Below are 19,975 nucleotides of genomic sequence, written 5' to 3'. Positions count from 1 at the left end.
CCGGGCGGGAACCCCTCGTCGGGGCACGCCGTGCCACCGGGAGGGAGACGATCGCGATGGGACTGCTCGACCGGCTCTTCGGCCGCCGCCCACCTCGCTACGCCGAGGGGGGCCACGAGGGCTACGCCCCCGGGTACGACGGCTACGCCGCACCACCACCCCCGCCGGCCCCGGCCGGCCGCTCGGCCGACGAGCAGGCCGTGGAGCGCTACCGCTACCTCCTGCGCACCGCCCCGCCCGACCAGATCGAGGAGGCGCACGCCGAGGCGTTCGGCAAGCTCACCCCGCAGCAACGGCAGGAGGTGCTCGTGCAGCTCGCCGCCGCCGCACCGTCCGGGGAACGCCCGCGCTCCGACGACCCGCGCACGCTCGCCCGGGCCGCCACGCGTGCCGAGATGCGGCGCCCGGGCACCCTGGAGCGCGCGTTCGGCGGCGGCTACGGTCCCGGCGGCGGCTACGGGCCCGGCTACGGCGGCGGGGGGTACGGCGGGGGAGGCTTCGGCGGCGGGTACGGGCCCAGCTTCGGCGGCATGATGGGCGCCAGCCTGCTCGGCACGGTCGGTGGCCTGGTCGTGGGCACGGCGGTCGCCGACGCCCTGTTCGACACCGGCCTCGGTGACGGCGGCCTGTTCGGCGGCGGCGACGAGGAGGCCTACGCCGAGGGCTTCCAGGACGGCGCCGAGGGTGACGGCGGCGGTGACCCCGGTGGGGACTACGCCGCCGATCCCGGTGGGGTCGACCCCGGCGGTGACTTCGCCGGTGGTGCCGACGGCGGCTGGGACTCCGGTGGCGACGTCGGTGGCGACTTCGGCGGCGGCGAGTTCTGACGCGGGCCGCGGCGGGTCAGCCGGTCGCGGCCGGCCGCCGCGACCGGCGCAGCCACAGCAGCCCGAGCACCGGCAGCACCAGCGGGATGAACAGGTAGCCGCGGCCGTAGGCCGACCACACCGTCTCGTCGGGGAAGGCCGCCCGGTCCAGCAGCGACAGGGTGCCGACGACCAGCACGCCCGCCAGCTCGATCGAGATGGCCACCAGCGCGGTGCGCCGGCCGCCGCGGGCCAGGGCGACGGTGGCGACGAGGTAGACCACCGCGGCCAGCGCGGACAGCAGGTAGGCCACCGGGGCGTCGGCGAACCGGGTGGACAGCTGCACGGCGGCCCTGGCCCCGGCGGCGAGTGCGAAGACGCCGTAGACGGCGACCAGCACCCGCCCCGGCCCGTCCGCCGTCACGCCGTCCGCCGCCCGCCGGCGGTCCTGCTCGGGCTCAGCCACCCGTCGCCTCCCACAGTTGCGACAACCGCCAGATCATGACTCCCACGGCGCCGGCCGCCACCGCCAGCACCGTCCCCGCCCAGCGGCTCGGCTCCGACCGCGCCCACAGGGCGCCGGCCACCGGCAGCAGCACGATGCCGCCCAGGTAGCCGAGGAAGGTGGGGGTGTCGGCGAGCCGTTCGCCGCGGGCCAGCAGCACCAGGGCCAGCACCGCCTGGACCAGGAGGACCGCCTCCAGCAGGGCCGCGCCCCACAGGTGCAGCAGCCCGATCCGCCTGCGGGCCACCGTCGAGGCGAGGCCGGCGAGCGCCAGCAGCGCGGCGACCACCGTCGTCCCGACCACGAGTGCCGGCGTCACCGGGGGCCCCCCTGAGCAGCGACATCGGGCACGGTGCCATCCTCCCGCTCGGGGAGAACGTCCTGGACACCGACCCGGCGTCGGGACCAGCACCCCGTCGGGCCAGGCGGCCGTCCGCCCCGGGAGGACTGGAATGACCGTCCGAGACCTCGTGGTCGACCTGTTCGCCGAGCACCTCGACGCCGTCACGGACGAGCCGGTGCGGTTGCGGTCCCTGGTGGCGCTGCTGGAGACCTTCGCCGTCGCGGAGCCGACCACCCGCATGACCACGGCCGCCCTGCGCCGGGCCGGCTGGCTGGCGGCCACCCGCCGCGGCCGGGAGACCCTGTACGCGCCCACCGAGGCGCTGCGCACCGCGGTGCGGACCCGGAGGCTGCGGCTGGACGAGCGGCTGGGCACCTGGGACGGCCGCTGGCGCATGGTGATCTACACCGTGCCGGAGACCGACCGCGCGGCCCGTGAGCGGGTGCGCCGCACCCTCGCCCGGCACGGCTTCGGGCCGCTGGCCCCGGCCACCTGGGTCTCCCCGCACCGGGCCGCGCTGGACGGCGTCCGCACGGACCTGGCCACCGAGCCGATCGGCCGGCTGGACCTGCTCACCGCCCAGGTGACCGCCGAGACCGGCGGCTCCGACGCCGAGCTGGCCGCGCGCTGCTGGGACCTGCAGGGCGTCGCGGCCGCCTACCGACGGGAGATCGACCGCCTCCGGGACGTCCTGGCCGGTCCCGTCCCCGACGGGCGGGCGGCGCTGGTCACTCACCTGCGGGCGCTCGCCGACGTCCGCCGCGTGGGCGCGCGGGACCCCATGCTGCCCGACGCCCTGCGGCCACCGGGCTGGCCGGGGGCGGAGCTGGGCCAGGTGTGGGCGGACTTCTGCACGCGGGTGCGCGGTCCGGCGCACGAGCACGTCGCCACGGTGCTCGGGCAGCCGGACCGCCCGCGTCCCGCTCAGCGGTGGACGGTGGACATGTCCGGGTAGCGGTCGCCGGCCGTGGTGCCCGCCGGCGCGGCCTCGTCGATCCGGCGCAGGTCGTCCTCGGACAGCGAGACGTCGGCCGCGGCGGCGTTCTCCTCGAGGTAGCTCACCCGCTTGGTGCCGGGGATGGGGACGACGGTCGGCCCGCCGTCCCGGCCGCTCTGCGCCATGACCCACGCGAGCGCGAGCTGGGTGGCGGTCACGCCCTTCTCGTCGGCGATCTCGCGGACCCGGTCCACCAGCTCGAGGTTCTTGGCGAAGTTCTCGCCCTGGAAGCGGGGGTTGCGCCGGCGGAAGTCGTCGGGCGCCAGGTCGTCGAGGGTCCGGAACTGCCCGGAGAGGAACCCGCGCCCGATCGGTGAGTAGGCGACGAAGCCGATGCCCAGCTCGGCGCAGGTGGCCAGCACGCCGTCGTCCTCGGGATCGCGGGTCCACAGCGAGTACTCGGTCTGCACGGCCGTCACCGGCTGCACGGCGTGCGCCCGCCGGATTGTCTCGGGCGCGGCCTCGGAGATGCCGACGTGCCGCACCTTGCCGGCCTCCACCAGCTCGCGCAGCACCCCCCAGGTCTCCTCCACCGGGACGCTGGTGTCCACGCGGTGCTGGTAGTAGAGGTCGATGACGTCGACGCCCAGCCGCTGCAGCGATGCGTCACAGGCGCGGCGCACGTAGTCCGGCTGGCCGTTGATGCCGCGGAAGGAGCCGTCCTCCCCGCGCTCGTTGCCGAACTTGGTCGCGAGCACGACCTCGTCGCGCCGGCCGGCGATCGCCCGCCCCACCAGCCGCTCGTTGGTGAACGGCCCGTACATGTCGGCCGTGTCGAGGAACGTGACGCCGAGGTCCAGCGCCCGGCGGATCGTCGCCTCGGCCTCGGCCTGGTCCCCCGTGCCGTAGAACTCGCTCATCCCCATGCAGCCCAGGCCCTGGGCCGGGACGGTCAGCCGTCCCAGTGTTCGCGTCTCCATGACCCTCCCCTGCCCGGCGCCCCGCCGTCCCAACCGGGCCCGGCGACCCGGTTGACGGGGGCACCGGGTGGTGTGGCAGGTTAGGGCCGCCTCAGTTAGCCAAGCCTCACCTGAGTTTGACAGGAGCCCGATGCGCACCACCGCCCGACCGACGGCCGCCCTCACCCTGACCGTGGCCGCCGCCCTGGCCCTGTCCGCCTGCGGTGAGGGGGGCGGGGACACCGCCGAGGCGGCGTCGAGCTCCGAGGCCGAGACCGTCAGCTTCTCCTGGGACCGGAACCTCGCCGCCGAGGACGAGGACCCCGTGTTCGAGGAGACCACGGTCGAGGTCCCGAAGAACCCGCGGAAGATCGTCGCCTTCGACCTGGCCAGCCTCGACACCATCGGCGCGCTGGGTGGGGAGGTCACCGGGGCCCCGCTGGACTCGGTGCCGGACTACCTCGAGAAGTACCTGGCCGACGACGCCTTCAACGCCGGCACGCTGTTCGAGGCCGACCTGGTCGAGATCGAGTCCCAGCAGCCGGACCTCATCGTCATCGGTGGTCGCTCGTCGGCGCTGTACGAGGACCTCAGCGAGATCGCGCCGACCGTCGACCTGAGCCTGCGCGGCTCGTACACCGAGAACCTCGAGCGCAACGCCACCTTCCTCGGTGAGGTGCTCGGGGCCGAGGACGAGGCGGCTGCCGCGGTCAGCGAGATCGAGGCGGGCATCGAGGAGGCGCGGGCCGCCACGGCCGACGCCGGCACGGGTCTGGGCGTCATGGTCTCCGGGGGAGAGCTGAGCGCGATGGCCCCGGCGGCCGACGGCGACACCGGGCGCGGCGCGCGCGGCGGCCTGATCTACGACGCCTTCGGCGTCCAGCCGGTGGTGGACGACATCGCGGCCGCCACGCACGGCGAGCCGGTCTCCTTCGAGTTCCTGCTCGAGACGGACCCGGACTACCTGTGGGTCGTCGACCGTGACGCCGCGACCGGTGAGGCGGGCGCGCAGGCAGCGGCCGCGGTGCTCGACAACGACATCGTCGCGCAGACCACCGCCGCGCGGCAGGACCACATCGTCTACCTCGACCCGACGGCCTGGTACATCGTGTTCGGTGGCCTCGACACCACCCAGATCATGATCGACGACGTGCTCCAGATCGCCGGGTGACCGGCCTGACCCCGGTCGAGCACCCCGCTCGTCGCCCGTGACGGCGCTCGACACCGCCTCGGCGAGCACCCCCACCCGCGAGCGGCCCCGCCGCACCTGGGTGGGGGTGCTCGTCGGCGTCCTCCTCGTGGTCCTCGCGGGACTGAGTCTGTTCGTCGGCGTCTCCGACGTGTCCCCCGTCGCGGTGCTCACCGGCGGTCCCGGCAGCGATGCGGCCTTCCTGCTGGGCGTGAGCCGGATCCCCCGCACCGTCGCCGTGGTGCTCGTCGGCGCCTCCCTGGGCATCGCGGGCCTGATCATGCAGATGCTGGTCCGCAACAAGTTCGTGGAACCGGGCACCACGGGCGTCAGCGAGTTCGCCACGCTGGGCATGCTCGTCACGATCGTGTTCTTCCCCGGCATGGCCGTCGTCGGGAAGATGGGCGTCGCCGCCGTCTTCGGGCTGGTCGGCACCTGGGTGTTCCTGCAGGTGGTCAAGGCCGTGCCCGTGCGCCAGCTGGTCCTCGTCCCGCTGGTCGGCATCATGCTCGGCGGCGTCGTGGGGGCCGTGACGGTCTTCTTCGCCTACCGCCTCGACCTGCTGCAGTCCCTCGGGCAGTGGTCGCAGGGCAGCTTCGCCACGGTCATGCAGGGGCGCTACGAGTTCGTGTGGATCGCCGGGGTCATGGTCGGGGTCGCCTGGCTGGCCGCCGACCGCTTCAGCGTGATCGGGCTCGGCGAGGAGTTCGCGACCAACCTGGGACTGGACTACCGGCGGGTCGTCGCCGTCGGCATGGTGATCATCGCGGTGATCACCGCGGCGGTGCTCGTCACGGCGGGGCTGATCCCCTTCCTGGGCCTGGTCGTGCCGAACGTCGTCAGCCTGGTCATCGGTGACAACGTGCGCCGCGCGATCCCCTGGGTCGCCGGGCTCGGGGCCGTGTTCGTCCTCGGCTGCGACGTGCTCGCCAGGGTCGTGCGCTTCCCCTACGAGATCCCGCTGTCGGTCGTCGTCGGCGTCCTCGGTGCGGCGTTGTTCCTCTGGCTGCTGCTGCGGAGGCGGAGCCGTGCTCACTGACTCCCCCGCCACGACGTCCGCCGCCCCGGCCGCCGGCCGGCCGCGCCCCCGGCTCGCCGCCGCCTGGGCGAGGCCCGCCGTCCGCCTGAGCGCCCTGGGCGCCGCCGTCCTGGTCCTGACGGTCGTCTACTGCGTCACCGACGTGCCCGGCTCGCTCGCCTTCGCGCTGGAGATCCGCAGCCTCACGGTGCTCGCCATGCTGGTCGTCGCGACCGCGGTCGGGGTCTCGACGGTGGTGTTCCACACGATCACGCAGAACCGCATCCTCACGCCGTCGATCATGGGGTTCGACGCCTTCTACGTGCTGATCTCGACGATCATCGTGTTCTCGTCCGGTTCGGCGTCGTTCCTGGCGTTCGACCAGTTCACCCTCTGGGTCACCCAGGTCGTCGTGATGGTCGCCTCCAGCGTCGCGCTGTTCACCTGGCTGTTCGGTGGCAAGCGACGGTCGATCCACCTCATGCTGCTGGTCGGCATCGTCCTGGGCACGTTCTTCCGCAGCGCCACCGAGTGGATGCAGCGGATGCTCGACCCGCTGGACTTCCAGGTGCTCTCCGACGCGATGTTCGCCTCCCTCACCCGGCCCGACGAGACGCTGCTGGTCCTCACCGCCGGGCTGGTCCTGCTCGGGTGCCTCGCGGTCGTGCCGCTGCTGCGCACCCTCGACGTGCTCACGCTCGGTGAGCCGACGGCCGTGGGCCTGGGCGTGGACCACCGGCGCGTCGTGATGCTCCTGTTCGCGGCCGTCTCGGTGATGGTCGCCGCGTCCACGGCGCTGGTGGGGCCGATCCTGTTCCTGGGCCTCATCGTCGCGAACCTGGCCTACTCCTACGCCGGCTCCTTCCGCCACGTGTGGACGCTGCCCAGCGCGGTGCTCATCGGGGTCGTCTGCCTGCTGGGCGGTCAGCTGGTCCTGGAGCGGCTGCTCGGCTTCGGCGGCACCCTGTCCACGGTCATCGACTTCGCCGGCGGCCTGTTCTTCCTCCACCTCGTGCTGCGGAAGGGGGCGCGGTGATCACGCTCGAGGGCGTCACCAAGCGCTACGACGGCCAGACGGTGGTCGACGACGTCACGATCGGCCTCGGCGGGGACGGGGTGACGGCGCTCATCGGCCCGAACGGCGCCGGCAAGTCGACGCTGTTCGGCCTCGTCGGCCGGCTCCTCCACCCCGATGCCGGCCGGATCACCGTCGACGGGATGGACGTCGCCAGGACGCCGTCGAACCAGCTCGCCACGACCCTCGCGGTGCTGCGCCAGGACAACCACGTCGCCGCGCGCCTGACCGTGCACGACCTCGTCGAGTTCGGCCGGTTCCCGCACTCCCGGGGGCGGCTCACCGTGCACGACCGGGAGCACGTCGAGCGCGCCCTCTCCTACCTCGACCTCGACCCCTTCCGGAGCCGGTTCCTCGACGAGCTCTCGGGCGGACAGCGCCAGCGCGCCTTCATCGCGATGGTGCTGGCGCAGGACACGAAGTACGTCCTGCTCGACGAGCCGCTCAACAACCTGGACCTGCGGCACATGACCGAGATCATGCGGCTGGTCCGGCGGATGGCCGACGAGCTCGGCAAGCGGGTCGTCACGGTGCTGCACGACGTCAACTTCGCGGCGACCTACGCCGACCGCATGGTGGCCATGCGCGACGGCCGCGTCGTGGCGGACGCGCCCGCGCGCGACGTCATGCGGCCCGAGGTGCTGGAGGCCGTCTACGACACGGCCGTCGACGTCCGGGAGATCGACGGCAAGCCCGTCGCGCTCTACTACGGCTGAGTCGCCCGGCCGCCGAGCGGGTGCCGCCGCCGTTGCCGGGAACGGGTCACCGCGGCCGTCGCGAGCAGCAGGCCCCAGAACAGGAACCACGGGTCCCACACGGCGACGTGCCAGCGCAGTGCCGTGGGGTGGGCCGGTGACCCGAAGGCGCCGGCCAGTGCCGCCGCGCCGACGACGACCAGCAGCCCGCCGTAGACGCTGAGCACGAGCCCGATCACGAGGGCTGTCCGCTCCAGGAGCCGCGGCGGCAGCCGCCGTCCCCACGGGCGCGCCAGCGCCAGCGCCAGGACGGCGCCCGCCACCTTCGCGGCCACCACCCCGATGCCGAGCAGCACCGCTGCCGCCCCGCCGCGGCGGGCGAGGTCCTCCAGCCCGCCGCCGACGGTGGCCAGCAGCACGGTGCCCCGGCGGTCCAGTAGGCGCTCACGGCGGCGGACAGGGCGGCCAGGACCGCGGCTCCGTAGGAGGACACGGCGAGGAGCCGGCCCGGCGCGGACGCTCCGTGCGCGGTGGGAGGCACGGTCACGCGCCCAGTGTCCGCCGCCGTTCCACGTGGAACCGCGACCGTGTTTCCGGCGTGTGACGTTCTCTCGATCGCTGGGCGTGCCCTCCGCCGGTGGGGTTGGATCGAGGCATGTGCGGCCTCTCCGGCGAGATCACGTTCGACGGCTCCCTGGCCGACACCACTGCCGTCGCGCGGATGGTCGACGCTCTCGTCCCCCGCGGTCCGGACGGGCAGGGCGCGTGGAGCAACGGGCGGGTGGCGTTCGGGCACCGCCGGCTGTCGGTGATCGACCTCTCGCCGCACGGCTCGCAGCCGATGGTCGACAGCGAGCTCGGGCTGACCGCGGTGTTCAACGGCTGCATCTACGACTACCGGGAGCTGCGCGCCGAGCTGGAGGGTCACGGCTACCGCTTCTTCTCCACCAGCGACACCGAGGTGATCCTCAAGGGCTACCACCACTGGGGCACCGACGTCGTCTCGCACCTGCACGGCATGTTCGCCTTCGTGATCACCGAGCGGGACACCGGCCGGGTGGTGCTGGCCCGCGACCGGCTGGGCATCAAGCCGCTGTACCTCGCCGAGACGCCCGGGCGGCTGCGCTTCGCCTCCTCGCTGCCGGCCCTCTTGAAGGCGGGGGACGTCGACACCTCGATCGACCCGGTCGCGCTGCACCACTACCTGACCTGGCACGCCGTCGTGCCCGCGCCGCGGACGATCCTCAACGGCGTCCGGAAGCTCCCCCCGGCCACCGTGCGGATCGTCGAGGCCGACGGCAGCTCCCGCGAGGAGCGGTACTGGGAGGCGCCCTACGAGCGCCGCGCCGAGCACGCGAACTGGAGCGCGCGGGACTGGGAGGACGCGATCGAGGAGGCGCTGCGGGTCGCCGTTCGCCGCCGTCTGGTCGCCGACATCCCCGTCGGCGTGCTGCTCTCCGGCGGGCTGGACTCGTCCCTGATCGTCGGCCTGCTGGCCCAGGAGGGCCAGACCGGGCTGGCCACCTACTCGATCGGCTTCGAGTCCGTCGGCGGCCGGGAGGGCGACGAGTTCCAGTACTCCGACGTCATCGCCGAGCACTTCGCCACCGACCACCACCGCATCAGGGTGAGCTCCGACGAGCTCTCGGCCGCGCTCGGGCACGCCATCGGCGCGATGGCCGAGCCGATGGTCAGCCACGACGTCGTCGCCTTCGACCTGCTCAGCGAGCGCGTGAGCGAGTCGATCCGGGTGGTGCAGTCCGGCCAGGGCGCCGACGAGGTGTTCGCCGGGTACCACTGGTACCCGCCGCTGGCCGGCGTCGGCCGCGACGAGGCCGTCGAGCGGTACGCCGCCGCGTTCTTCGACCGGGACGCCGCCGACATGGCCCGCCTGGTCGCCGACCGGTACGCGGTGGACGGCGACCCGAGCCTGGAGTTCGTCCGGCAGCACATGTCGTCCCCGCACGCGGAGACCGCCGTGGACGCCGCGCTGCGCCTGGACAGCGAGGTCATGCTGGTCGACGACCCGGTGAAGCGGGTGGACAACATGTCCATGGCCTGGGGCCTGGAGGCCCGCGTGCCCTTCCTCGACCACGACCTGGTCGAACTCGCCGCACTGTGCCCGCCGGAGCTGAAGCTGGCCGACGGCGGCAAGGGCGTGCTCAAGGCGATCGGCCGCCGGATCATCCCGCCCGAGGTCATCGACCGTCCCAAGGGCTACTTCCCCGTCCCGGCCATCACCCACCTCGAGGGCAAGGTGCTGGGCCTGGTGGGCGACGCGCTGAGCAGCGACGCCGCCCGCGACCGCGGCCTCTTCCGACCGGAGTACGTCTCCGCCCTGCTCGACGAGCCGAACGGCGAGCTCACCCCCCTGCGCGGCAACAAGCTCTGGCAGCTGGGCCTGCTGGAGCTCTGGCTGCAGACGCACGGGGTCTGAGGAGACGCCCGGTGTCGCCACGGATCGCCGGCCACCGTCGCCGGAGCGCGGTGACCGACACGCCGTCCTCCACCACCCACCCCTGGCAGAACCCGACCGAGCACCAGCGGCAGGGCATGGACGCCGACGTCGTCCTGGACCTCGGCTGGGGCCGGCTGGTGTTCGGCCAGACCTTCCCCGACCTGCGCGGCATCGTCGACGCGCTGCGCGCCGAGGAGAGCGGCCGCCGGGACATCTGCATCTACCCGCGGGACCCGCACGTGCTGGTCGGCCTGGCCCCCGACGAGCTGTTCATCGACCCCAGCTACACCTACCGGCTCGACCTGTACCGCTACCGGCCGCGGTCGGAGCTGATCCGCGGGGTCTTCGTCCGCACGGTGACCTCCGAGGTCGAGATGGAGCTGGTCAACGACATCTACGCCCGCAACGGCATGGTCACCGGGGACACCACGCGCATGTGGGACAACCACCGCACCCGCGCCTTCACCTACCTGGTCGCCGAGGACCGGCGGACGGGCCGGATCGTCGGCACGGTCACCGGCGTCGACCACGTGCTGGCCTTCGGCGACCCGGAGAACGGCAGCAGCCTGTGGTGCCTGGCCGTGCACGCCCAGAACGCCCCGCCGGGCACCGGCGAGGCGCTGGTGCGGGTGCTCGCCGAGCGCTACGTGGGCCGCGGCCGGTCCTACCTGGACCTCTCGGTCATGCACGACAACGCCGGCGCGATCGCGCTCTACCGCAAGCTGGGCTTCCACCGGGTGCCGGCGGTCTGCGTCAAGCGCAAGAACCCGATCAACACCCCGCTGTTCGCCGCCCGCCCGACGGGCCTGGAGGACGTCAACCCCTACGCGCGGATCATCGCCGAGGAGGCACTGCGGCGCGGCATCCGCGTCGAGGTGACCGATCCGCAGTGGGGCGAGATGCGACTGTCGGTCGGCGGGCGCACCGTGCTCACCCGGGAGTCGCTGTCGGAGTTCACCACCGCGGTCGCCATGAGCCGCTGCGACGACAAGCGGGTCACCCGACGGATCGTGGAGCGGGCCGGTGTCCGGGTGCCGCGGGGGGTGGTGGCCGGAGAGGGCGACCTGGACGCGGCCCGGGCGCTGCTGCGGGAGTGCGGCGAGGTGGTCGTCAAGCCCGCCCGCGGCGAGCAGGGGCGCGGCATCACGGTCGGCGTCACCTCCGACCAGGCGCTCGACCGGGCCGCCGTCCTCGCGCTGCAGTTCTGCCCCGACGTGCTGGTCGAGGAGCTCGTCCCGGGCGACGACCTGCGGGTGGTGGTGATCGACCACGAAGTGGTGGCCGCCGCGGTGCGCCGCCCGGCCGAGGTCGTCGGCGACGGGCGCCGGCCGGTCACCGAACTGGTGGAGTCCACCAGCCGCCGCCGGGAGCGGGCGACCGGCGGGGAGTCCTCCATCCCCCTGGACGCCACCACCGCCGAGGTGGTCGCCGAGTCCGGCTACGCGATGGACGACGTCCCGGCGTCCGGGGAGCGGATCCGGGTCCGCCGGACGGCGAACCTGCACACCGGCGGCACCATCGAGGACGTGACCGACCGGCTGGACCCGGCCATCGCCCGGGCCGCCGTCACGGCGAGCCGGGCGATCGGCATCCCGGTCACCGGGCTGGACTTCCTCGTGCCCGACGTCGAGGGCCCCGAGCACGTCTTCATCGAGGCCAACGAGCGCCCCGGGCTGGCCAACCACGAGCCGCAGCCCACCGTCGAGCGCTTCGTCGACCTGCTCTTCCCGGAGACCCGCCGCCGCTGAGGGAGGAGCACCCTTCCCCCCACGCCTCGCAGGCCCGGCGCTGGCCGTCCACGTGCCGAGGACGACCAGCCTGGCGGTCATCGCCACGATCCTCGGCGTCTCCGTCGCAGCCAGCCTGCGGGCCACGCGGGGGCAGGGACGGCGGGCAGTGCCCGCCCCCGCCACTCCCCCGTTCCGCATCGCCACCGACGAGGACATGGCTGCGCTGGAGCCGGTCCGGCGGGGCCGTCGGCGGCGGGACCGGGCCCCCTCCCGGCCCTGACCCCCGTGGCATAGGAAGCTCTCCCCACGTCGGGACGGTCCGGGCGTGGGAAGAGCTCCCTGGGAGGGGGACGACGCGTGGCGTACCTGCTCGCGGCGCTGGGGGGCGCCCTCGGGGCGCTGGCCCGCTGGGGCATCGCCGAGAGCCTGCCGCGCTCCCCCGGTGGCTGGCCCTGGGCCACCCTGCTGGTCAACCTCAGCGGCTGCCTGCTGCTGGGTGTGCTGCTGGCCGTCCTGGCCGCCCGCTCCCCCGAGGCGTCCTGGCCGCGGCCGTTCCTCGGCGTGGGCGTGCTGGGCGGGTTCACCACGTGGTCGACGTTCGCGGTGGAGGTCGTCGCGCTCGCCGAGGCCCGGGCCTGGGTGCTCGCGGCCGGCTACGTGCTCGCCTCCGTCCTCGGCGGCGTGCTCGCGGTGGCGGCCGGTGCGCGGGTCGTGGTGGGGGCGTGGGCCCGGTGACGCCGCTGCTCGTGGTCGCCGGCGCCGTCGTCGGGGCGCCGCTGCGACTGCTGGTGACCCGCCTGGCCGGCCGTGGAGGGCACGACCCGGCGCGGGGCACGCTGGTGGTCAACGTGGCCGGCAGCGCGGTGCTGGGGGCACTGCTGGGCGCCGCCGCCGTGCCCGCGGGGGTGGTCGCGCTGGTGGGCACCGGGTTCTGCGGTGCCCTCACCACCTTCTCGACCTTCGGCGCCGACGTGGTGCGGCTGGTCGAGGGACGGGCGCTGGCGCGGGCGGTGGGCTACCTGACCGCCACGCTCGTCCTCGGCCTCGGCGCGGCGGCGGCGGCCTACGTACTGACCGCCGGTTGAGGCCTGCGGCTGCTCGTCCAGGCCGGGCTCAGTAGGGTCGAGCACGGTATGACGTCGACATCGGCAGGACAGGGGCGGGCGGACAGCCCGGTCGTCGTGGTGGCCAACCGGCTGCCGGTCGACCAGGTGACCGATCCCGACGGCACGACCCGCTGGCAGCGGAGCCCGGGGGGCCTGGTCACCGCGCTGGAGCCCTTCGTGGCCGGTCGCGGCGGGGCCTGGGTGGGGTGGTCGGGCTCGGCCGGCGGCGCGCCGGAGCCCTTCGAGTCGGGCGGGATGCAGCTCATCCCGGTGGGGCTCGAGGAGGAGGAGGTCGACCGCTACTACGAGGGCATGTCGAACGCCTCGCTGTGGCCGCTGTACCACGACGTCGTCGAGAAGCCGGAGTACCACCGCACCTGGTGGGACACCTACGTGCAGGTCAACAAGCGGTTCGCCGACCGGGCGGCCGAGGTCGCCGGCGAGCACGCCATCGTCTGGGTGCACGACTACCAGTTGCAGCTGGTGCCGGCGATGCTGCGGCAGCGGCGCCCGGACCTCACCATCGGCTTCTTCCTGCACATCCCCTTCCCGCCCTACGAGCTGTTCACCCAGCTGCCCTGGCGGTCGGCGATCGTCGAGGGGCTGCTCGGCGCCGATCTCGTGGGTTTCCAGCGGCCGAGCGCCGCGGCCAACTTCGTCCAGCTGGCCCGCCGCCTGCACGAGCTGCCCGCCCGCGGGCACACCGTCGAGTACGACGGGCGGACGGTGACCGCCCGCGCGTTCCCGATCTCCATCGACGTCGCCGCGTTCGACGAGCTGGCTTCCTCCCCGGAGGTGCTGGCCCGGGCCAAGGAGATCCGCGCGGAGCTGGGCAACCCCGAGCGGATCATCCTGGGCGTGGACCGGCTGGACTACACCAAGGGGATCAGCGTCCGGCTCGCGGCGTTCGAGGAGCTGCTGGAGGACGGCGCGCTGGAGGCGCCCGGGACGGTGCTGGTGCAGGTGGCCACCCCCAGCCGCGAGCGCGTCGAGCACTACGTGCACATGCGGGAGACCATCGAGCAGCAGGTCGGCCACATCAACGGCATCTACGGCTCGATCGGCGGGCCGGCGGTGCACTACTTCAACCAGTCGATGCCTCGCGAGGAGCTCGCCGCGCTCTACCGGGCCGCCGACGTCATGCTGGTGACCCCGTACCGCGACGGGATGAACCTGGTCGCGAAGGAGTACGTCGCCGCCCGCGGCGACCTCGGCGGCGCCCTGGTCCTGTCGGAGTTCGCCGGCGCGGCCGCCGAGCTCAAGCAGGCGTTCCTGGTCAACCCGCACGACATCGCGGGGGTCAAGAACCAGCTGGTCCGGGCGCTGCGGGTCGAGCCCGCCGAGGGCGCGAGGCGGATGCGGGCCATGCGCCGGCACCTGTTCAAGAACGACCTCGAGCACTGGGCGACGTCCTTCTTCGACGCGCTGCGCGCGCGGGCATGAACGGCGCCGTGCCGGCCGGCCTGGTCACCGCGCTGGCGGAGCTGGCCGGCCGCCGTCCGCTGCTGGTGGCCAGCGACTACGACGGCGTCCTGGCGCCCCTGGTCGGGGACCCGTCGGCCGCCGTGCCGGAACCCGGGGTGGCCGAGGCGCTGGCCCGGGTGGCCGCCCACGACGGCGTCGTCGTGGCGCTGGTCAGCGGACGCGGGGTGGCCGACCTGCAGACGGTCAGCGGGCTGTCGGGGCCCTACCGGTGGGTGGGCAGTCACGGGGCGGAGTTCGACGGGCCGCTGACCGGCGAGCTGGCCGACCGGCGGGACGCGCTGGCCGAGCAGCTGGCGCCCCTGGTCGCCGACGTCCCAGGGGCGCGACTGGAGGTGAAGCCGGCGAGCGTGGCCGTGCACGTCCGGCAGGTGGCCGACCGGGCCGCGGCCGCCGCGCTCCTGGCGGATGCCGACCGGGTCGCCGATCCGTCACTGACGAAGAAGCCGGGCAAGGAGGTGCTCGAGCTCGCCGTCACCGACGCCGACAAGGGCAGCGCGCTGCTCCGGCTGCGGGACGAGCTCGGTGTCGCGGCGGCGGCCTACCTCGGCGACGACCGCACCGACGAGGACGCCTTCCGCGCGCTGCCGTCCGGCGACCTCACCGTGAAGGTGGGCGAGGGGGAGACCGCCGCCGACCACCGCGTCGGCGACCCCGCGGCCGTCGTCGCGCTGCTCGACACCCTCGCCGACCTGCTGGACTGAACCCCGCGCACAGTTCCCGCCCTGCCATTCCAGGAATGCGAGCCGATGTCGACATAGCGGCTCCTCCGATGCGGTCACCGGCCGATCTCAGGAATTCTGGTAACCCCCCGTTGCGTTGCGCGACGAATGGATCGGTGTACTCCGACAATGGTGCCCTGACACACCGGCCACGCCGGTCCCGCGCATCCTGGAGTCCCCGTGCCCGCTACTTCCCTCCCCCAGCTCGCGTCCAGCCGAGCCGGCTGGTTCGCCGATCGGCCGCTGGCAGTCAAGTTCGGGATCCTCGTCGGCGTCGTCGTCCTGGCCTTCGCGGGGCTCCTGGGCGCCATGCTCGTCGGCAACTCCTCGGTGAAGGCGGCCACCGCCCACCTGGCCGCGCTCAACCACGCCCAGACGCTGGTGCTGCAGCTGGACACCCGCGCCAGCGAGCTCAAGGTGGACGGGTTCAAGGCGGTCACCCGGCCCGACCCCGTGTCCCAGCTCGAGGAGCTCGCCGAGGACATCGCCACCCCTGAGGCACTGCTCGACGAGTTGGACGGGATCTCCCTCGAGGGGGAGAGCGCTCGCACGGTCGCCGGCCTCGCGGAGAGCTACGGCGCCTACACCGATGGCATCTCGGCCTTCGTGCACGCCGCCGTCGCCGACCAGGCCGCCGCGCGGGCACGCTTCGAGGAGATCCAGGCAGCCAACGACCTCACCGACGGCGCGGTGGGCGCCGCGAAGGACGCGCTGGCAGCCGAGAGCGCGGCCGCGCAGGTCCGGCTCGACGGCGCGATCGCCCGGTCGCAGACGGTCGGCCTCGTGGTGGCGGCGCTGGCACTCCTCGCGATCCTCGGGATCAGCGCCCTGACGCTGCGGTCGGTGACCCGGCCGGTCCGGCAGGTGAAGGTCGCGCTCGAGGCGCTGGCGACCGGCGACCTGACCGTCGCGACCGGCGTCCGGTCCCGCGACGAGGTCGGTCAGATGGCGGCCGCGCTGGACACCGCCCAGACGGCGCTCCGGGCGGTGCTCACCGAGGTCGCGTCGTCGGCCACCGCCGTGGCGGCCAGCTCGGAGGAGCTGTCGGCGTCGTCCGCGCAGATCAGCGCGTCGGCCGAGGAGACCAGCGCACAGGCCGGCGTCGTCTCGGGTGCGGCCGAGGAGGTCTCCCGGAGCGTGGAGACCGTGGCGGCCGGAGCCGAGCAGATGGGTGCCTCGATCCGGGAGATCGCCGGCAGCGCCGCGGACGCGAGCGCGGTGGCCTCGCGGGCGGTCGCCGCGGCCGGGACGACGACGGCGACGGTGGCGAAGCTGGGGGAGAGCTCCGTCGAGATCGGCAACGTGGTCAAGGTGATCACCTCGATCGCCGAGCAGACCAACCTGCTGGCGCTCAACGCCACCATCGAGGCCGCCCGCGCCGGTGAGGCGGGCAAGGGCTTCGCGGTGGTCGCGAACGCGGTGAAGGAGCTGGCGCAGGAGACGGCGAAGGCGACCGAGGACATCGCCCGCCGGGTGCAGTCGATCCAGGGCGACACCACGGCAGCGGTGGCCGCGATCGAGGAGATCTCGCAGATCGTCGCGCAGATCTCCGACCGGCAGACCACCATCGCCAGCGCGGTGGAGGAGCAGACCGCCACGACCAGCGAGATGGCCCGGTCGGTGACCGAGGCCGCCGGTGGGGCCGGGGAGATCGCCGCCAACATCACCGGCGTCTCCACGGCGGCGGAGTCGACCACCCAGGCCCTGAGCCAGACCCGCGTGGCGGTCGACGAGCTCTCCCGCATGGCCGCGGGCCTGCGCACGACGGTGGGCCGCTTCACCTACTGAGCGGCGCGCACGCGCACCGGCGCCGATCCGGACGACGACGAGGAGCGCACGACCCCACCGGTCGTGCGCTCCTCGTGTATCCCCGGAAGACGTGGCGGCTCGTCCAGCCGTGCCGGAATTGTCGACAAGGAAACGCGTCAATGGCGGTCGCCGACATTTCTGTACGAGCGGATCCGACGCGCCCACGCCATTCCACTCCCACGCCGGTCCCATGTCGCACGCTCTTCCCGATCGGGACGACAGAGGTCTCCCGGCTCGTGCAGTACCAAGCCCCGCCCTAGTCCCTTGGAGCACCTCCCATGTCCGTTTCCGCACGTTCCTCCCGGTCCGGAGGTGGCTGGTTCGCCGATCGGCCGGTCGGCATCAAGATCGGCGCCGTCGTCGCCCTCCTGATCGCGGTGCTCGTCGGCACCAACGCACTCGCCATCACCCGCATGACGGAGATGGCCGGCGACCAGCACCGCATCTACGAGGAGAACCTGCGGCCCCTGAACGCACTCTCCGCCGTCCAGCGCGCCACCGCCGCCCACCGGGCCCGGGTGCTCGAGTACGCCGTCTCCGACCCGGCCCGCCGGGTGGAGCTCCTCGGCGAGATGGACGAGAAGCAGGCCGACGTCGACACGGCGCTCGCCGAGTACGAGCCCTTCGTGATCGACGAGGCCGCGATGGGCAAGTACCAGACCGCCCGGGAGCAGTTCCTCGCCTCGAACGCCGCCCAGCTCTTCCCGGCCGCCGATGCCGGCAACCTGCCCGTGTACGCGCTGGTCTACCGCGAGGTCTCGAGCCCGCTGCTCACCGACATCGCCGACGGTCTCGAGGAGGAGGGCATCGCCCAGTCGGCCGAGGCGGCGGCCCGCAACGAGGAAGCCAGCGCGGACGCCACGACGGCGACGCGGACACTGATCATCGCGGCGGTCCTCTCGACCCTCGTGGCGATCGGCCTCACGGTCCTCGTGGTCCGCCGGATCACCCGGTCGGTCCGGTCCGTGCAGCGCGCGACCGACGCCATGGCCGCCGGGGACCTCACCGTCGAGCCCGACGTCGTCTGCGACGACGAGCTCGGTCGCATGGCCCAGTCGCTGCGGACCGCCCAGGTCAGCCTGCGCGAGGTCCTCTCCTCCGTCGTGGGCTCGGCGGACGCGGTCGCCGCGTCGTCGGAGGAGCTGTCGGCCTCCTCGGCGCAGATCAGCGCCTCGGCGCAGGAGACCAGCGCGCAGTCGGGTGTCGTCGCCGGTGCGGCGGAGGAGGTCAGCCGGAACGTGCAGACCGTGGCCGCGGGTGCCGAGCAGATGGGCGCCTCCATCCGGGAGATCGCCAGCAACGCCGCCGAGGCCAGCCAGGTCGCCGCGCGTGCCGTCACCGCCGCCGAGACCACCACCGCGACCGTCGCCCGGCTCGGCGACTCCTCCGCGGAGATCGGCAACGTGGTCAAGGTGATCACCTCGATCGCCGAGCAGACCAACCTGCTGGCGCTCAACGCCACCATCGAGGCCGCCCGCGCCGGCGAGGCGGGCAAGGGCTTCGCCGTCGTGGCCAACGAGGTGAAGGAGCTGGCGCAGGAGACGGCGAAGGCGACCGAGGACATCGCCCGCCGGGTGCAGGCCATCCAGGGCGACACCACCGCCGCGGTGGCCGCCATCGAGGAGATCTCGCAGATCGTCGCGCAGATCTCCGACCGGCAGACCACCATCGCCAGCGCCGTGGAGGAGCAGACCGCGACCACCAGCGAGATGTCGCGGTCGGTGTCCGAGGCCGCCGGCGGGGCCGGGGAGATCGCGCTCAACATCACCGGGGTGTCGTCGGCTGCCGAGTCCACCACCCAGGCGCTGACGCAGACCCAGACCGCGGTCGACGAGCTGTCCCGGATGGCCGCGGACCTGCGCACGGCGGTCGGGACGTTCACCTACTGACGACCCCGCCCCTCGATCAGCGACCCCGGTCGCACGGCCACCCGGCCGTGCGACCGGGGTCGCTGCGTCGTGTGCCGATGGTTCCCCGGGAATGGTCGGTCCGTTCTCCCGGCGGACGTGCTCCCGCGTGCTGGAGGCGCCTTGTCGACAATTCAGGATCAGCGATTGGGCAATTAGGTGCGACACCACCAATTGCCTCGCAAAACAGCCGTCCGTCGATCGCCGAATGGCTATCGTTCGCACCGCCCCGCGCCCCGTCACCGATGATCCGCCCGAGGAGCACTCCGCCATGTACCGTTCTGCGCCCGGCGCCCCACCCCGCTCCCCGGCGTCGCCGCCCCTGTCGCCCGCGGCAGGACCCCGCGGCCCGGTACGGCGCTTCCGCGACCTGCGGATCGCCGGGAAGGTGCTCGTCGCCGTGGCCACGGCCGTCGTCGTCGCCGTCGCCGTCGGCCTGCTCGGCCTGGCCAAGCTCAGCGGCTCGGCCGCGACCACACAGGAGATGTACGACCGGCAGCTGGTGGGCACCGTCGAGGTCGAGGCGATGCGCTCGCAGTTGTTCCTCATCCGCCTCGCCGGCACGAACTACGCCGTGGCCACCGACCCGGCCACCCGGCAGGGCTACCTCGACACGCGCACCACCGCCTACGCGGGGCTCGACGCGGCGGCCGACCGCTTCCTCGCCACCGCGCCGGACGCCGCATCCCGGGACCTCGTCGCGGACATCGACACGCAGATGGCCGCCTACCGCCAGGGGATGGTGCAGCTCGACGCGCTCGCCGACGCCGGCGACCTCGTGGCCTGGTCGGTGGCCCGCGAGGCGACCATCTCCCCGATCGCGAAGCAGGTCTCGGCGGATCTCGACACCCTGGCCGGGACGACCCGCGACGCCGCCGCGGCCGCGGCCGCGGCGAGCGCGGCGCAGTACGCCGACACCCGGCTCCAGATGATCGTCGCCCTGGTCGCCGGTGCCGTCCTCGCACTGGCAGCCGGCCTCGCGGTGGCCCGGCTGGTCACCGCGGGGCTGCGCCGCGTGCAGCACGTCACGGAGGGGCTGGCCGCGGGTGACCTCACCCGGACGGCGGGCGTGACCTCTCGCGACGAGGTCGGGCGGATGGGTGCGTCGCTGGACCAGGCGGTGGTCGAGCTGCGCACGGTCATGGCGTCGGTGGTGTCGTCGGCGGATGCGGTCGCCGCGTCGTCGGAGGAGCTGAGCGCGTCCTCGGCGCAGATCTCGGCGTCGGCGGAGGAG

19 protein-coding genes are annotated in these 19,975 nt (G+C 73.7%); 15 read left to right on the top strand and 4 right to left on the bottom strand.

Going from position 1 to position 19,975, the window contains the following annotated elements:
- The first annotated feature begins 56 nt into the window (after nucleotides 1-56).
- Entirely contained in the window at nucleotides 57-827 is a 771-nt protein-coding gene (locus GCU56_RS22445; RefSeq protein WP_163484413.1) for a hypothetical protein, read from the top strand.
- Between the two features lie 16 nt (nucleotides 828-843).
- Here GCU56_RS22445 and GCU56_RS22440 read toward each other — a convergent pair whose 3' ends face one another.
- A complete protein-coding gene (locus tag GCU56_RS22440) occupies nucleotides 844-1,272 on the bottom strand; it encodes a hypothetical protein (protein WP_163484412.1) in 429 nt (142 codons plus the stop codon).
- Nucleotides 1,265-1,630, bottom strand: coding sequence for a hypothetical protein (locus tag GCU56_RS22435; RefSeq protein WP_163484411.1), 366 nt, complete (start codon nucleotides 1,628-1,630; stop codon nucleotides 1,265-1,267). The genes GCU56_RS22440 and GCU56_RS22435 overlap by 8 nt, the downstream gene beginning before the upstream one ends.
- A gap of 133 nt (nucleotides 1,631-1,763) precedes the next feature.
- Between GCU56_RS22435 and GCU56_RS22430 the strand changes: the two genes are divergently transcribed.
- Nucleotides 1,764-2,609: a PaaX family transcriptional regulator gene (locus GCU56_RS22430; RefSeq protein ID WP_163484410.1), complete on the top strand. Its 846-nt coding sequence runs from the start codon at nucleotides 1,764-1,766 to the stop codon at nucleotides 2,607-2,609.
- Here the strand turns inward: GCU56_RS22430 and GCU56_RS22425 are convergent.
- Entirely contained in the window at nucleotides 2,579-3,571 is a 993-nt protein-coding gene (locus tag GCU56_RS22425) for an aldo/keto reductase (protein WP_163484409.1), read from the bottom strand. The genes GCU56_RS22430 and GCU56_RS22425 overlap by 31 nt on opposite strands.
- A gap of 130 nt (nucleotides 3,572-3,701) precedes the next feature.
- Here GCU56_RS22425 and GCU56_RS22420 point away from each other — a divergent pair, with 130 nt between their 5' ends.
- Genes GCU56_RS22420 through GCU56_RS22405 form a run of 4 tightly spaced genes read left to right on the top strand, consistent with a single transcriptional unit; the run spans nucleotide 3,702 to nucleotide 7,548 of the window.
- Nucleotides 3,702-4,721 (top strand): siderophore ABC transporter substrate-binding protein, encoded by a 1,020-nt coding sequence (locus tag GCU56_RS22420; protein ID WP_204332671.1) that lies wholly within the window; start codon nucleotides 3,702-3,704, stop codon nucleotides 4,719-4,721.
- 37 nt (nucleotides 4,722-4,758) lie between these two features.
- Nucleotides 4,759-5,778, top strand: coding sequence for an iron chelate uptake ABC transporter family permease subunit (locus GCU56_RS22415; protein WP_204332670.1), 1,020 nt, complete (start codon nucleotides 4,759-4,761; stop codon nucleotides 5,776-5,778).
- On the top strand, nucleotides 5,768-6,793 hold the full coding sequence (locus GCU56_RS24335; RefSeq protein WP_163484408.1) for an iron chelate uptake ABC transporter family permease subunit: 1,026 nt from the start codon (nucleotides 5,768-5,770) through the stop codon (nucleotides 6,791-6,793). Before GCU56_RS22415 ends, GCU56_RS24335 begins: the two co-directional genes overlap by 11 nt.
- A complete protein-coding gene (locus GCU56_RS22405; protein WP_163484407.1) occupies nucleotides 6,790-7,548 on the top strand; it encodes an ATP-binding cassette domain-containing protein in 759 nt (252 codons plus the stop codon). The genes GCU56_RS24335 and GCU56_RS22405 overlap by 4 nt, the downstream gene beginning before the upstream one ends.
- Here GCU56_RS22405 and GCU56_RS22400 read toward each other — a convergent pair.
- Nucleotides 7,539-7,946: a DUF3995 domain-containing protein gene (locus GCU56_RS22400; RefSeq protein WP_163484406.1), complete on the bottom strand. Its 408-nt coding sequence runs from the start codon at nucleotides 7,944-7,946 to the stop codon at nucleotides 7,539-7,541. The two genes, GCU56_RS22405 and GCU56_RS22400, sit on opposite strands and share 10 nt — an antisense overlap.
- A gap of 236 nt (nucleotides 7,947-8,182) precedes the next feature.
- On the opposite strand from GCU56_RS22400, the gene GCU56_RS22395 reads away from it, so the two are divergent.
- The 9 genes from GCU56_RS22395 to GCU56_RS22355 all read left to right on the top strand — a co-directional run.
- The gene (locus GCU56_RS22395) at nucleotides 8,183-9,964 is read left to right on the top strand and encodes an N-acetylglutaminylglutamine amidotransferase (protein WP_163484404.1); all 1,782 of its coding nucleotides are present in this window, start codon (nucleotides 8,183-8,185) and stop codon (nucleotides 9,962-9,964) included.
- An 11-nt stretch (nucleotides 9,965-9,975) separates the two neighbouring features.
- Nucleotides 9,976-11,733, top strand: a complete 1,758-nt coding sequence (gene ngg, locus GCU56_RS22390; RefSeq protein WP_345772015.1) for an N-acetylglutaminylglutamine synthetase — start codon at nucleotides 9,976-9,978, stop codon at nucleotides 11,731-11,733.
- Nucleotides 11,734-12,072: 339 nt separating this feature from the next.
- Nucleotides 12,073-12,450 carry a fluoride efflux transporter CrcB gene (gene crcB / locus GCU56_RS22385; RefSeq protein WP_163484402.1) on the top strand — a complete coding sequence of 126 codons (378 nt, stop codon included), beginning with the start codon at nucleotides 12,073-12,075 and terminating at the stop codon, nucleotides 12,448-12,450.
- Nucleotides 12,438-12,800, top strand: coding sequence for a fluoride efflux transporter FluC (locus GCU56_RS22380; protein ID WP_345772014.1), 363 nt, complete (start codon nucleotides 12,438-12,440; stop codon nucleotides 12,798-12,800). Before crcB ends, GCU56_RS22380 begins: the two co-directional genes overlap by 13 nt.
- 48 nt (nucleotides 12,801-12,848) lie before the next feature.
- Entirely contained in the window at nucleotides 12,849-14,264 is a 1,416-nt protein-coding gene (locus GCU56_RS22375; RefSeq protein ID WP_163484400.1) for an alpha,alpha-trehalose-phosphate synthase (UDP-forming), read from the top strand.
- A complete protein-coding gene (otsB, locus tag GCU56_RS22370) occupies nucleotides 14,261-15,007 on the top strand; it encodes a trehalose-phosphatase (protein WP_163484398.1) in 747 nt (248 codons plus the stop codon). The genes GCU56_RS22375 and otsB overlap by 4 nt, the downstream gene beginning before the upstream one ends.
- 198 nt (nucleotides 15,008-15,205) lie before the next feature.
- Nucleotides 15,206-16,813 carry a methyl-accepting chemotaxis protein gene (locus GCU56_RS22365; protein ID WP_345772013.1) on the top strand — a complete coding sequence of 536 codons (1,608 nt, stop codon included), beginning with the start codon at nucleotides 15,206-15,208 and terminating at the stop codon, nucleotides 16,811-16,813.
- A gap of 299 nt (nucleotides 16,814-17,112) precedes the next feature.
- A complete protein-coding gene (locus tag GCU56_RS22360; protein ID WP_163484396.1) occupies nucleotides 17,113-18,723 on the top strand; it encodes a methyl-accepting chemotaxis protein in 1,611 nt (536 codons plus the stop codon).
- Between the two features lie 289 nt (nucleotides 18,724-19,012).
- A partial coding sequence (locus tag GCU56_RS22355; protein WP_163484394.1) for an MCP four helix bundle domain-containing protein occupies nucleotides 19,013-19,975 on the top strand: 963 nt, incomplete at its 3' end.

The sequence above is a fragment of the Geodermatophilus sabuli genome, from assembly GCF_010686765.1.
In the GTDB taxonomy this organism is placed as follows: domain Bacteria; phylum Actinomycetota; class Actinomycetes; order Mycobacteriales; family Geodermatophilaceae; genus Geodermatophilus; species Geodermatophilus sabuli_A.
This window is presented reverse-complemented; position numbering and strand designations above follow the sequence as displayed.

Excerpts from the sequence above, each read along its gene's own strand:
- GCU56_RS22445 (WP_163484413.1), top strand. The coding sequence starts at position 57 with ATGGGACTGCTCGACCGGCTCTTCGGCCGCCGCCCACCTCGCTACGCC.
- GCU56_RS22430 (WP_163484410.1), top strand. The coding sequence starts at position 1,764 with ATGACCGTCCGAGACCTCGTGGTCGACCTGTTCGCCGAGCACCTCGAC.
- GCU56_RS22425 (WP_163484409.1), bottom strand. The coding sequence starts at position 3,571 with ATGGAGACGCGAACACTGGGACGGCTGACCGTCCCGGCCCAGGGCCTG.
- GCU56_RS22420 (WP_204332671.1), top strand. The coding sequence starts at position 3,702 with ATGCGCACCACCGCCCGACCGACGGCCGCCCTCACCCTGACCGTGGCC.
- GCU56_RS22395 (WP_163484404.1), top strand. The coding sequence starts at position 8,183 with ATGTGCGGCCTCTCCGGCGAGATCACGTTCGACGGCTCCCTGGCCGAC.
- GCU56_RS22375 (WP_163484400.1), top strand. The coding sequence starts at position 12,849 with ATGACGTCGACATCGGCAGGACAGGGGCGGGCGGACAGCCCGGTCGTC.
- otsB (WP_163484398.1), top strand. The coding sequence starts at position 14,261 with ATGAACGGCGCCGTGCCGGCCGGCCTGGTCACCGCGCTGGCGGAGCTG.
- GCU56_RS22360 (WP_163484396.1), top strand. The coding sequence starts at position 17,113 with ATGTCCGTTTCCGCACGTTCCTCCCGGTCCGGAGGTGGCTGGTTCGCC.